Annotated in this window: 13 protein-coding genes; all 13 read right to left on the minus strand. The window is 47.4% G+C overall.

Features of this window, described 5'->3' with window-relative positions; translation table 11 throughout:
* Window positions 1-38 precede the first annotated feature (38 nt).
* Complete coding sequence (locus HMPREF1152_RS08370) at window positions 39-722, minus strand: DNA alkylation repair protein (RefSeq protein WP_009644771.1); 684 nt, start codon at window positions 720-722, stop codon at window positions 39-41.
* 132 nt (window positions 723-854) lie between these two features.
* Window positions 855-1565: a YoaK family protein gene (locus HMPREF1152_RS08375; RefSeq protein WP_009644675.1), complete on the minus strand. Its 711-nt coding sequence runs from the start codon at window positions 1563-1565 to the stop codon at window positions 855-857.
* 31 nt (window positions 1566-1596) lie between these two features.
* Window positions 1597-2364 (minus strand): leucine-rich repeat domain-containing protein, encoded by a 768-nt coding sequence (locus HMPREF1152_RS08380; RefSeq protein WP_009644643.1) that lies wholly within the window; start codon window positions 2362-2364, stop codon window positions 1597-1599.
* Window positions 2365-2373: 9 nt separating this feature from the next.
* Window positions 2374-3876, minus strand: a complete 1503-nt coding sequence (locus tag HMPREF1152_RS08385) for an ATP-binding protein (protein ID WP_009644858.1) — start codon at window positions 3874-3876, stop codon at window positions 2374-2376.
* A gap of 30 nt (window positions 3877-3906) precedes the next feature.
* Window positions 3907-5400, minus strand: a complete 1494-nt coding sequence (locus HMPREF1152_RS09110; RefSeq protein ID WP_009644598.1) for a vWA domain-containing protein — start codon at window positions 5398-5400, stop codon at window positions 3907-3909.
* Entirely contained in the window at window positions 5387-6325 is a 939-nt protein-coding gene (locus HMPREF1152_RS08395; protein WP_009644717.1) for a bifunctional riboflavin kinase/FAD synthetase, read from the minus strand. The genes HMPREF1152_RS09110 and HMPREF1152_RS08395 overlap by 14 nt, the downstream gene beginning before the upstream one ends.
* Window position 6326: 1 nt before the next feature.
* The gene (gene truB / locus HMPREF1152_RS08400) at window positions 6327-7271 is read right to left on the minus strand and encodes a tRNA pseudouridine(55) synthase TruB (protein ID WP_009644785.1); all 945 of its coding nucleotides are present in this window, start codon (window positions 7269-7271) and stop codon (window positions 6327-6329) included.
* Window positions 7261-8253 carry a DHH family phosphoesterase gene (locus HMPREF1152_RS08405; protein ID WP_009644608.1) on the minus strand — a complete coding sequence of 331 codons (993 nt, stop codon included), beginning with the start codon at window positions 8251-8253 and terminating at the stop codon, window positions 7261-7263. The genes truB and HMPREF1152_RS08405 overlap by 11 nt, the downstream gene beginning before the upstream one ends.
* Window positions 8246-8632 carry a 30S ribosome-binding factor RbfA gene (rbfA, locus tag HMPREF1152_RS08410; RefSeq protein WP_009644646.1) on the minus strand — a complete coding sequence of 129 codons (387 nt, stop codon included), beginning with the start codon at window positions 8630-8632 and terminating at the stop codon, window positions 8246-8248. The genes HMPREF1152_RS08405 and rbfA overlap by 8 nt, the downstream gene beginning before the upstream one ends.
* Before the next feature lies 1 nt (window position 8633).
* A complete protein-coding gene (gene infB, locus HMPREF1152_RS08415) occupies window positions 8634-11375 on the minus strand; it encodes a translation initiation factor IF-2 (RefSeq protein ID WP_009644859.1) in 2742 nt (913 codons plus the stop codon).
* A gap of 3 nt (window positions 11376-11378) precedes the next feature.
* Window positions 11379-11657, minus strand: a complete 279-nt coding sequence (locus tag HMPREF1152_RS08420) for a YlxR family protein (protein WP_009644786.1) — start codon at window positions 11655-11657, stop codon at window positions 11379-11381.
* Between the two features lie 4 nt (window positions 11658-11661).
* Entirely contained in the window at window positions 11662-12888 is a 1227-nt protein-coding gene (gene nusA, locus HMPREF1152_RS08425) for a transcription termination factor NusA (protein WP_009644713.1), read from the minus strand.
* A 9-nt stretch (window positions 12889-12897) separates the two neighbouring features.
* On the minus strand, window positions 12898-13374 hold the full coding sequence (rimP, locus tag HMPREF1152_RS08430; RefSeq protein ID WP_009644703.1) for a ribosome maturation factor RimP: 477 nt from the start codon (window positions 13372-13374) through the stop codon (window positions 12898-12900).
* Window positions 13375-13495: the final 121 nt, after the last annotated feature.

Here is a 13495-nt window from a genome sequence, read left to right on the forward strand (position 1 = left end):
AGTTGAACTGTCTAGCATTGTTGCTGCTAAAAACACGATTATTTGAGCGACTTGAGGTATGCCTTTACCTCGTCACTCACCCTGAAGCTCTCCCGCGCTTTCTGAATAGCCTTGCGGTGTGTCCATTCATGCAGCCTATGCTGCTCGATATACGGAATTGAAGCTTCATACTGCTTGGCAATCGCAGTGGCAAAATACCAAGCCTGCATCATTCTGACATAGTATTCGTCAGACTCAACTGTCGCTACCCATTCCAGATGCCGCGGGTTAAAAGCCTCATCAAGATAAAATTCCAGCAGTACCCCCATTCCAAAGCGCATCGTATAGGTATCGCCGGAATTGATCCACCTGCACACATCGTGTTCCAGCCTGCCAAGATTTCCTTTGAAGGCTTTCTTGAAGCTGAGCAAATCACACGTAGCCCAGTTATCGACATAAGGAAGAAATTTGTCTATCTCGCAGACAGCCTCTTCATAATCCGAGATATTGCAGATGATCATGCCATGCAGATTCATCTCGTCAAAATACTCGTGAGGAAGCTCGCTTATAAATTCTTGATAATTTCCCGACTTTATCAGTTCTTTAGCATACCTTCGAAGCATCGGAGTACGTACGCCTATCACGCGTGAAGAATCCACGTTTGGAATAAGCTTGCAGTGAAACTCCTTGTAGCCTAAATCCTGAAGTCCGAGCAGGTGTTCCCTGATGTCTTTGTTTGTCATGCTTATCCTCCTCGTTTGTCGGCATGTATGATTGAATTTATTGTATAAGCTCCGGTGTCAGTCAGATCTGATATATCGCCAACTGACTATGTCCCTAATTCCTCATAGTTATGTTATTTGCTACTAATTGTTTTAGTTTGCTGAATTGCGCTGCTCGCTCAATTGTTCGTTTCTGCGGATTTTCTCGTTGTTAAAGAACATCATGATATTGGCAATCAGCAAGAGCGCAACGACTATAAACGCAGCTGACTCATATAGCCTGCGTGTAAAGAAATCACCTATAATCGCGCCTACTATAAAAAACACGATACATCCGTAATAGTGAAGGGATTTCCTGATATATTGGTATTCCTTTGTTGCCAAATACATATTCAGATTCATAGTTCCTATCTTGAGGTTGCCTGTGCACATCGTCGTCGACATCGCATAACCGCGTATCTTGGCAAACGTGACTACCTGAATTCCGCACGTAAGCGAGATAAGAGAGTTTGCCAACAGGTTGTACTGCTGCGGTAAAAAAGCCGCTATAAACATCGCTACGGTCTCGAAAAAAATAGTGACCTGCCGCCAGTGCAGCTTAGTGGGTCTGTTCTTGCGCCTTATCTTGACATGCTGCGAAATCATAACCCCTACAGCAAACGACATAATTGGCACTAAATAATGGAAGATCCCCTGCAAGTTCTTGTTACCTATGCTGATTGCGAGAAGCACGATGTTACCGGTCTCTGCGTTTGCAAAGACTCCGCCCCTGCCGGTATACGAATACGCGTCCATAAACCCGCCGGAGATGGCGAGCACAACGCCTATCCTTATAGATTCTGAAGTCTCAAACTTCTGTTTCATCTATCCCCCCTTGGATATAACTAATAAAGCTCTATGCAAACGGATTCCATTCCTCTTCAGCCGGTTCGGCTCCCACAGCCCTAAGCTTGTCTTGTTCATCGATCAGCATCGCTACAATCTCGGAGTTCTTCAGCCCGGCCGCCAGATCAACCAGCTCCGCTATCTGTTCTGAACGAATCAGGCTTGCTCTAATCATATACCTTATAGCTCCGGCATTCGAATGTCCAATCGCAAGACGCATAATTGTGTCACCATGCGTCTGAGCGTACTCGCTGATCAATACGCTGCCGTCAGCCTCTGCCGGTTCATCATCGCTGTGCTCTGCCATGTATGTCAGCACCGCCAAGTCTCTATGCGACGCCGGAAGTATACCCAGCCTTGCCGGACTAATGACAAGCCTCTCAAGTAACGGTGTCTGGTCAAATGCCGTAGCATCAATCTCTGATACGCTATCAGGTATAAATATATCTCGCAGAGCATTGCATTCGAGGAACATATCTCTATCTATTCGCTTGACCCCACTCGGAAGTGCCACGCTTTCCAGCGCCCAGCAATTCTCGAAGACGCCGACTCCAAATTCCTCCACCTCTTCCGGCAGCACTATCTCCCTCATGCCATAGCACATTCTAAACGCATAATTCCCAATGCCGGTAATAGAAGCTCCCATCTCTACAGCCTTGATATTCCCACGCTCGGAAAAAGCCTTATCAGCGATTGAATACACGAAATTCGGAATAATGACACGTGATACGTTTTCGTCGTAATTTACAAGGATATGTCCTGCTATCAACTTTGGCATAGCTCCCCCTTACTCGCCGATGCCGGCAATCTCGGAAGCCAGTTCCTGCTCCCTGTCACTCATGATAAGGCGCTTGCTCCATCTCGAATATTCTTCGTTGCCGTGCCTAGCGAGAAAGCCTGCGCTGAACTTATCCTCGGAAAGCGTTCTCACAAATATCGTCATCTCGTTATCGCTTTCAAAAGCTTTATCTATAAATACAAAAGCATTGCTGAGGCGAGTATTTACCGACTTGACGAGACTGTTGCGTTCATCGTTAAGCTTGCCCATCTCGGAGGTGATTATAGACGCTGCTTCTCCTATGCCTCCTACTATATGCTGTCTGATGTCGCGCATAGTCTGAATAGATTTTCTGGCAATGCGTTCGTTCATCCTTGATACAGAATGTGCCTTTTTACTCTCTCTCAGCTCGTCGTCCATCTCTGCCGCTATGCTCTTCAGAATTCCGGCAGCGTCATCAATGCCGGCACCCAGAAGCTCGTCCTTATTAAGCTTAATTCTGTTCATAACCTCTTCAATTACTCCGGAGCGAACATATTCCTTTCTAAATTCGGACGCAAGCGCATCACATAGCAATCTCACGACGGTAATGCGCTCATCGAAGGATGTCCTGACCAGCTTGGAAGCCGCTTCATCTAAGCCCTCGCCTTCAAGTATACCCACGATATCGTATTCTCTGCGATATCGATAGAAAAGGTCATAATACGAAGTGAAGTCACGCGCTATGCGTTCATCCTGTATGTACTGGCTTACAAGCTCTATATTCACGTCTATATCGTTCTGCTCATATAAGTATATCATCTCGGATAAGTCAACCCAGCCTCTTGCTGTGACAAACAGCTTGCCGTCAACTGTAAGTCTCACGCTGTAGAAGTCATCTTTTTTGACGCTCAGATAGTTGAGCACCGAAGCATGAACTGCATTTGTCCTTGCGTAAGCAAGCCACGGATCGAGCTCCGGTTCCACATCTATTCGCTTAAGCCGATCCATCGTAGCAAGGTCAAATTCTCTTGCCGAACTGTTGTACTCCAGTGGATTTCCCGCCGTTATCACAACCCAGCCCTCCGGCAGCCTGTGACGACCAAAGGTCTTCATCTGCAGGAACTGCAGCATTGAAGGCGCGAGCGTTTCTGAAACACAGTTAATCTCGTCGAGGAATAATATTCCCTCATGCTTGCCGGTCTCCTTCATCTTATCGTAGACACTGGCGATAATTTCGCTCATCGTGTACTCAGTAGTCCTGTAGGTCTCGTCTCCATACTGATGTTCAGAGATAAAAGGCAGACCGATTGCACTCTGTCTCGTATGGTGCGTCATCGAGTATGAAACAAGTGCGATATCCATCTCCTCGGCAACCTGAGACATGATCTCGGTCTTGCCGACACCGGGCGGGCCGACAAGGAACATCGGTCTCTGTCTCTCTACCTGTATTCTATATTCACCAAATTCATCCTTTGACAGGTATGAAATAACTGCGTATTTCACCTGATTCTTTGCTTCCTGTATGTTCAAATTATCTCCCTTTCCACATGATTACGTACTTCACTCATCAAAATACACCTTCATTGCCCATGCCGGCACATCATCCGAATAAGCCTCATCATCTGCAAATATAAACGCTGTATCGTATGGAGGCTTGCGCTTCGGATATGTGCCCTTTCCATCTGTAAAATACAGCAGCCCGCGCAGATTGCGAATCTCCTTGTGCTGTATGAGTTCATTTATATAACTAAACACCGGGCGGAAGTCGGTACCCCCCAGACCCTTGATCTCGATATTTTGCAGAAAACTATTCACATCTTCTCTTGTGCGCAGCACCGTATCATCCTGTATCTCTGCGTCACATTGTATCACGTGGATATTGAATCTGTTGCCAAATATCTCAGAGCTGCCCAGTATCTCGAAGCTCTTGTCCACGAACTTCTTGACTAGCTCACCGTCCGTCGAACCGGACGTATCTATGGCAATGACCAGATCCCTGATGTTCTTTTCATCCCTGTACTCCAGCGGCTCTATCAGCGGCATATCCTTATACCTTTCTAAACCGTATGTGTACATGATGTAGTCGAATGCATTGTCATCAATCTTGAGCGTCTCGTGCATGGCTGCAAACTTTCTGAGAAATGCGCTGTAGTCAACCTGCTTCTCCTCCGCACGCCTAAGCTCCTTCTGCATGCTGCCGCCGGCTTCCCCGAACCCGGAGTCATCCATCTCAAGAGCTGTCTTGACCATATCTCTGATCTTGTCCCAATCCTGATCTGCCCGCAAAGCAGCACCGTCAGCATTGCCATCGTTCGCATCAGCCTCATCCACTCTTTCAATCTCAAGCTCGTTTATATCATCTGGGCTTGAATCATAATCTGAATTTTTATCGTATAAATCAGCATCCCGATTGCATTCTCTTTTTACATCGGAGCTGTCTGAAACTTCAGAATCAGCCATATCAATGCTATGATGAACATCTCTGTACCAAAATCTGTGATCGTCCACGGTAAAGAGATCCGTCATGGTGTTAATCTCTGCCTCTATTGGTGGGTCATTAAGAAATGACCTGTACAGCCTGTCAGCCGACAGTCTGCCGCGCTTAATCCTTATTTTATGCAGCTCATCACGCCGCTCGCTGCTTGCCGGTGTATTGAAGCAGCTGAGCCCCAGCGACTCGATAAGCTCTTCAACGGCAATGTCTGCGGCCAGATTCCAGTATCTCATGTTAACTCTGCCCGTTACGAAATAGTGCTTGAATACGCAGTGGAGCAGGATATGCATATAGTCGTGTGTAAAACACGATAATCCATGCTCAGCTCTGTCGAAAATGACGCGCGGATTATAATACAGCTTTGAACCATCCGTCATAAGCGTATTCACAGCTGCGTCTCCAAGACAAACTCCCTTAAGCGCAAAAACAGCAGAGTCCATAAACCGCATACCTCCGACAATTTTGTCCTGTGCTGCGGCTATAATTTTCTCTGCTAAAAGTACCTCTTTATTATGTTCTCTATCTATACGATTATCACTACCCGGGTTATTCGATACCATGAAATCTCCTCGCGGACTTGATATCATCGGCAATTTGCACGGCAAGCTGCTCTATTGAATCGAACTTAATCTCAGGTCTCAGCAGCTGCAGAAATTCGATCTTCACACTTTGGCCGTACAAATCATGGTCAATTCCAAATATATTGGTTTCAACAGACTTCTCATACTCACCTATCGTAGGCTTCGTCCCAACGTTTGAGATGCTGCAATATGACTTGCCGCCGATCGTCGTCCGCGTAAAATATACTCCGTTAAGCGGTGCAACCTTTCGTTTACTCAGCCGGACATTAGCCGTCGGGAATCCAATAGCGGAACCGATATGGTTTCCCTGAACGACTATACCGCTAATGCTGAAAGGCCTGCCCAGAGCTTCATTAGCCTTGACAAGGTCTCCGGCTTCGACAGCGCAACGGATATACGTCGAGCTTACAACCTCTCCGCCCACCTTTACCGGCCGGATTACTCTTGTTTCATATCCGTAGCCGACTCCTAGCTGCGACAAAAGCTTTTCATCCCCACTAGCCCTTGCGCCAAACCTGTAGTTAAAGCCACAAGATACACCCTTGGCGTTAAGCTTATCACATAGAATCTCTTTAATGAATACCTCAGGAGACATATTCATTGTAAATTCATCAAAGGGAACATCAAATACGACCTGTATGCCGGCTTGTTCGAGTAATTGCAGCTTCTCTTCATCGCCGGAGATGAAGAGAATTTTGTCTCTCAACTCAGCGTCACCGGCAAACAGCTCCCGCGGATGATTGGAGAAAGTAAAGCAGGCCGGAACAGCTCCGAGCTTTCCGGCCAGATCTACAGCCGCATCCAAAATCTGCTGATGCCCAATATGGACTCCATCAAAGTTCCCGAGTGCGACAGCAGTCGCAAATTCAATATTAATATCTGCAAGTGATCTATACACCTTCATATTAATCTCTGTTACCAATTACCTTTTCCGGTTTTAAAACGCCATCCTCAAGCATACGACAGGTTCCGAGAAATTCTCCATGTACGTCATAAAGCCTGTACAAATCCGGAAAGATATCCCCGTCATTCGCATTTTCAAAGGAATCACTGCCTGCTGAAGAATAATACCGAGGTTCAATCTTCCTGCCATTAAAATAAAACGGTTCGCTCCCCTCTTTCAGCACCAGCTTCCTGAGGTTGATAATAGTCGAGTCGCAATCTATTACTATTTTCTCCAGTTCCTCATCGTTCATCGCCAGCACATCATCGAGATTATAGGCATCTACAATCTCAAATACCCCGCTTCTCGTCCTTTCAAGCTTAGTCATCACTGCACCTGTACCGAGAAGCTCGCCTATCTCTGCACAGATGCTCCTTATGTAGGTGCCCTTCGAGCAGGTTACGGTAAAGGAAACCTTTCTTGTGGGAATATCAATGCTCGTAAATGCAAAGCTGCGGATTTCAATCTCGCGCTTTTTGGAGTCGATGTCGATCTCCTGTCCCTCACGAGCATACTTGTAGAGAGGTCGACCGTTGATTTTAAGAGCGGAATACCTTGGCGGAATCTGCGTTATAGTGCCTCTGTACATAGGCTCAAGTGCGAGAACATCCTCACGTGTAACTCCTGCAGCCGAACGCTCTTCGACAACTTCACCGGTAGAATCGAGCGTATCACTTACCTTCCCCAGCTCAAGCTCGGCCTCATAGGTCTTCCAATCATGGTCGTAATACTCGATAATTCTCGTCGACTTACCGTAACATACAGGAAGAACTCCCGTCGCCATAGGATCGAGAGTTCCCGTATGCCCCACACGCTTGATGCCAAGCCTACGCCTAAGCCTGGCAACCACATCATGCGAGGTGTAGCCCTCAGGCTTGTTAATATTGATAACACCGCTATTTTTCATCATTTGCCCTATCAAGCTCTGCTTCGAGAGCCCTTGAAACATCAACAACCGCTTCGTCTACAGTTCCTTCAAAGGTAAAACCCGCAGCCCGCACGTGTCCACCGCCGCCGTAGCTCTGCGCGACACGTGCAACATTGGCATAGGACTTTGCTCGCAAACTGACTCTGACAGTGTTCGCATCCGTTTCCTTGAGTATACAGCCTATCTCGACACCATCAATGCTCATGAGCTTCTGAACTATTCCCTCAGACTCACTCATATCCGTGTCGGTTTCATCAAGGAGCTGTCGGGTGACTGCACCTATCGCAAGCTTGCCGCCAGCACACACCTTCATGCCGGAAATCACTCTGCCTTCAAGCTGAATTGAACCGAGCGATTGTCTGTTGTATAGCAGCTGAGTGATTTCGTTTCCGTCAAATCCATCAATGTCGTAGAGCTCACTGACAATTACATGAGTCCTGGCTGTAGTATTTGAATGCTGAAAGCTGCCAGTGTCCGTATTTATGGCTGCAAATACACATCGCGCGATAGGCAGAGTTATCTCAACCCCCATCTCCTTGGCTATAAGATACACCAGCTCCGCAGTCGCTGCCGAACTAGGTTCAATAACGCCAAAATCAAAAGCAGTATCCTGCTCTGAGACACCATGATGATCGATAACTGCCTTTACCCTGCCTCTGTCAAAGACAGCCGCACGGTCTCCGATTCTGCTCCTACTGCCGCAGTCGACCAAAACTGCGAGGTCATACTCATTAAAGACATCCTTGTTGCTGGTCAATGTACCGCTCTCCAGAAAGTCAAGATTCCGCGGAGTCTTGCCATCAGCGACAACATACGCTTCCTTTCCGCTGTTGCGCATCATCTGACACAGTGCAGCGGCAGAACCGAGGCAGTCGCCATCCATATTTTCGTGAGGAAATATCAGAATCTTTTCTGACTTAAGCAGATTATCAGCAATTTCCAGATAAGTGTTATTAGTCATTTTTATTACCTTCCGGTTTGTTGAATCCATCAATAATCTCATCGATATGTCTGCCGTATTCCATGGATGAATCCAGCTTGAAGTTCAGCTCCGGAGCGTGCCTCAACTTGATATCATGGGAAATTTTGGTTCTAAACAAGCCCTTTGCACTGTTAAATGCAGTCAGAACTTCCTTTGCAACTTCTCGGCTGTCTTCATCAGACAGCGTAAGAGGTGTGAAATAAACGGTAGCATAGCTCCCGTCGCTAGACACCTCAACCGCTGAAATTGTTATGATTCTGGCAGACAATCTAGGATCCTTAATTCCGTTGAGGAGATAACCTGAGATACACTTTTTTATCTCCTCTCCAAGTCTGCCCTGTCTGTAATTTCTACCCATATTACCTCTCTATTTCCACCATGTGGAAGCACTCGATAATATCACTTGGCTTGATATCGTTATATGACTCTATACCCAGACCACACTCATACCCCTGAGCAACCTCCTTTACGTCATCCTTAAATCTGCGCAATGACGAGATAGTGCCCTCGTGTATTACGATTCCATCTCTTACGAGACGAATCTGTGCATTTCTCTTAACCTTACCCTCGATGATGTATGCACCACCGACGATTCCAAGGTTAGGAACCTTAAATATCTCTCTGATCTCAGCCTTACCGAGTATTTCTTCTTTATACTCCGGATCAAGCATACCCTTCATAGCGTTCTGTACATCATCGATGATGTCGTAGATTACACGGTACGTTCTGATTTCAATTTCTGCATCATCAGCACGAGTCTGAACTGCCGTAGTAGGTCTGACATTGAAGCCTATGATGATAGCTCCGGAGGTCTCTGCGAGCATTACATCAGACTCAGTAACAGTACCGACTCCGGAGTGAACTACATTTACACGCACGTCAGCTGTGTCCAGCTTCTCAAGCGACGATATGATAGCACCGACAGATCCCTGCACGTCCCCCTTGATGATGAGGTTGAGCTCCTTGGTCTCGCCCTCCTGAATCTGGGAGAACAGCTTCTCCAGAGTTGTGCTTGAGTTCTTGGCAAGTATATCCTCTCTCACCTTCTCCTGTCTGCTTTCAGCGATTTCTCGAGCAACCTTATCATCCTTAACGGCGTTGAAGGAATCTCCCGCCATTGGAACATCCGAAAGTCCCAGAATCTCAACAGGTGTAGCCGGGAGAGCCTTTCTGATTGTCTCACCGCGGAAGTTCGTCATAACCCGTATTTTACCGGATGTTGTTCCGGCTACTACACTCTGACCGGCCTTGAGTGTACCGTTGGTAACGAGCAGAGTAGCGATAGGTCCCTTGCTCTTGTCGAGTCTTGCTTCGATAACAGTACCCATAGCGAGTCTGTCCGGATTTGCGCGCAGCTCCAGCACCTCTGCCTGCAGCAGAATCATCTCCAGCAGATCAGTTATCCCTTCGCCCTTCTTGGCTGAAACCGGAACGCTGATCACATCGCCACCCCAGTCTTCAACGAGAACTCCGTGATCGGCGAGATCCTTCTTAACTCTATCTATATTTGCACCCGGCTTATCAATCTTGTTGATAGCTACGATGATAGGAACATTAGCTGCCTTTGCATGGCTGATAGACTCAACTGTCTGAGGCTTAACGCTATCGTCAGCCGCAACTACAAGCACTGCGATGTCAGTAACCTGTGCGCCTCTAGCACGCATAGTCGTAAACGCTTCGTGTCCCGGAGTATCGAGGAATACAATTTTCTTGCCGTTGATCTTGACCTCAGAAGCACCGATGTGCTGTGTTATTCCTCCGGACTCACCGGCTGTAACATTGGTGTTACGGATAGCATCGAGCAGCGAAGTCTTGCCGTGATCAACGTGCCCCATTACAGTGATGATCGGTGCGCGAGGTTTGAGTTCGCTTTCCTTATCCTCGTGCAGATCCAGCCCTTCCTCAACGACCTCCTCATGCTCTTCGGTCACGACAACCTGTATCCCCAGATCCTCAGCCAGCATTTCAATCGTATCCTTGTCGAGAGTCTGATTCACAGTTGCCATGATGCCCAGCTTCATCAGAGACATGATGATCTTGCTTACAGATATCTCGGCCTGCTCAGCCAGACCGGCAACGGTGATTGGAGCTGTGACTGCAACAGTACCTTCCGGCAGCAGCTCTTCAATCTCAACCTCAGGCTCCGTAACCTTTGGTGCCTTTTTCTTTCTATGCTTAACCTGCTTCTCGAGGTTTCTCTCATCGAAGAAGCGTGAACGGCTCTTTCCTTCGCTACGTTTTTCGTGCTTGAACTTATCTCTATCCTTGTCCTTATCCTTGTCGAAAAACTTCTTGCTCTTGCCCTTCTGCGGCTTATCAACCATAGGTGCATCTGCACGCGATGAACTCTGTGGCCTGGAAGAATTTTTCCCTTGTCTGGACTCGGAGCTCTTGCCGCCCTGTCCGTTTCGATCGTTTCTCCTGCCCCCACGTTCAGCCTTCTTGCCGTCTTTCTTGTCACCGGACTTCTTGCGTGAGCTCTTAGACTCTTCCTTAGGAGCTGTTGACGCGTCGAAAATCTTCTTGAAGCGCATTGGCTTATTAGGAGCATTTTCGTATGGTTCATCCTTCTTCTCTGACTTCTTATCTTTAGCCTTTTCCTCTGTTTTGGCAGCCTTCTTAGATACTTCCTCCGACTTCTCACCATTGTCTGCAGCTTTGACCTTCTTCGCGGGCTTCTTGTCTTCAGCCTTGCTTTTCTTGATCTTTGGCGCCTTTTGGGGTTCATCTGCAGCAGCCTCAGCCTGTACCTTCTCCTTGCTGCCAGAATCCTCTACAGCCTTAGCTGACACCTCTGCAGCCTTGTCAGCTGCAGCTTCTTCCCTGCGTGGCATTGGCTTTCCCATAGGTGCCTTAGGCTTGTGTGCAAAATCCTTGTTAATTATTGGAGCCGCCTTAATTTTAGGCTTATTGCTATTTTTGTCGGACTTGGAATCCAACCCCTTGAGCTTGCTAAAGGTATCGCTCAGTCTGTCAGCGTCCTTCTGAGCAAGATTAGTGCGCTCGGTCTTAACCTCAATTCCCATCGTATCAGCGGCCTTCTTGAGCTCCTGATATGACACTCCGAGTTCTGTCATAAGCTCATTAACCTTTTTTGTCATCCGCTACCTCCTTGTTCTCTCCAGTATCTCGTCGAGCAGTTCGTTCAAGCTCGTGTCATCCAACCCTTTGCGAAAAGCTCTGTTGAACGATCTACTCTTACGAGCAGCTTCGATGCACGACACGTCTCTGCATAAGTAGACGCCTCTGCCCTCATCATGTCCCGTTTTATCTTCGTAGATTTGTATGCCGCGGCATGTAAATCTAAACATCTCTCCTTGTGGATGTGACTCCTTGCAGCCGATACACCTGCGCATCGGTTCTCTATTGTCATTTAGAGCCATATCTCTACGCTTCCGTACCGGCTTCTACTTCGGCTTCAACCTCAGCAGGAGCTGCAGCCTCGTCAGCTGCCGGTTCTGCAGCAATCTGACCTTCTGCCGCAGGACTCTTATCCGGCTGTTCTACCTCATTAACAGCATTTTCCGATGAGTCATCCTCGTCCTCATACTCTTCAAACGCGAAGCCACTCTCCTCCAGCTGAGCCTTGCTCTTGATATCGATCTTCCAGCCGCTTACTCTTGCTGCGAGCCTTACGTTCTGGCCTTCTCTACCGATAGCAAGCGACAGCTGCTGCTCCGGAACAACGGCTGTAGCCATCTTTTCCTTCTCGCTCACGTAGTTGATGTATACACCTTCAACCTCCGCCGGTCTGAGCACGTTGCTTATTAGAATAGCCGGATCCTCATCCCATACGATGATATCAATCTTCTCTCCAAACAGCTCATCTACGATATTCTGAACTCTGCTTCCCCTGTTGCCGACACATGCACCGACAGGATCGACATTCTCATCGTGCGAATATACGGCAATCTTGGTTCTCGAGCCTGCCTCGCGAGCTACTCCCTTGATTTCAACTGTGCCGTCTGCAATTTCCGGAACCTCAAGCTCAAACAACCTTCTAACTAAGCCGGGATGCGATCTCGAAAGGAATATCTGAGGACCTTTAGTAGCTTTCTTGACATCTATTACGTATACCTTGATGCGATCCCCTACGTTGAAAGACTCGCTCTTCACCTGTTCGGATAGAGGCAGAATACCCTCGGAATTTCCAACCGACAGGAACATAGTTCCGTTGTTGATTCTCTCAATCTTGGCTGTGATGATTTCTCCCTGCTTGTTAACGAACTCATCGTAAGAGTTGCGTCTCTCAGCTTCTCTGATTCTCTGCACTACTACCTGCTTAGCGGTCTGTGCAGCGATGCGACCAAAGTCCTTAGGGTCCACCTGATACTCAATGATGTCACCCAGCTCATATCTGGAGTCGTAAGATCTGGCCTCCTCTAGGGAAACCTCCATCATGTCGTCCTCTACATCCTCGACGACCTCCTTGCTCATCAGAACAAGAACCTCGCCATCCTCGCGATCTACCGAAACCCTGACATTAGGGTAGTTGCCGTAGTTCTTTTTATATGCGAGTTCTACAGCATCCTCAATCGCAGTGATAATGTCTTCTTTTGAAATGTTTTTCTCACGCTCAAGTTCAGTGAGAGCATCCAAAAACTCTTTATTCATCGAATCCTCCTAAAATATTACTGCTAAATTTATCTTGGCAATCTTATCAGCAGGTATCACGACTTCACGTCCTTCAACCTCTACAGTTACTCTTTCATCTGTACGACCGAGCAGTCTGCCGGCAAGCTCTTTGCGACCATCAATAGCTGTGTATAGCTTGACTTCTACATCTCTGCCCTTAAATCTCTCATAGTCAGAAGGCTTCAACAGCTCTCTATCCAATCCCGGCGAGGAAACCTCGAGTGTGTAGCTTCTCTCGATGAAGTCCTCTTCATCCAGCCTGTCGCTGAGGAAGTGCGTAACATCTTCGCACTCGTTGATGTCTACATACTCCGAATCACAGCCTATTGGCTTGTCCATATATATGCGAAGCTTCCAGTCCTTGCCTTCTTTCTTATACTCAATGTTATATATCTCAAGCTCCTTGTCTGCGAGATACTCATCCAGCAGGCCTTCAATTCTTGCACCAACATCCTGTTTTGCCATAATTCCTCCCGGGAAAAAGTCATAACATAAGTGAAAGAGTGGGTTGCCCCACTCTTTCGCTCCCAACGTCCGCATGTATGCTATCATATAAACCTTAAAATTGCAAGTTTTTCTACATATT

Origin of the sequence: Mogibacterium sp. CM50 (genome assembly GCF_000293155.1) — a bacterium.
Classification (GTDB): domain Bacteria; phylum Bacillota; class Clostridia; order Peptostreptococcales; family Anaerovoracaceae; genus Mogibacterium; species Mogibacterium timidum.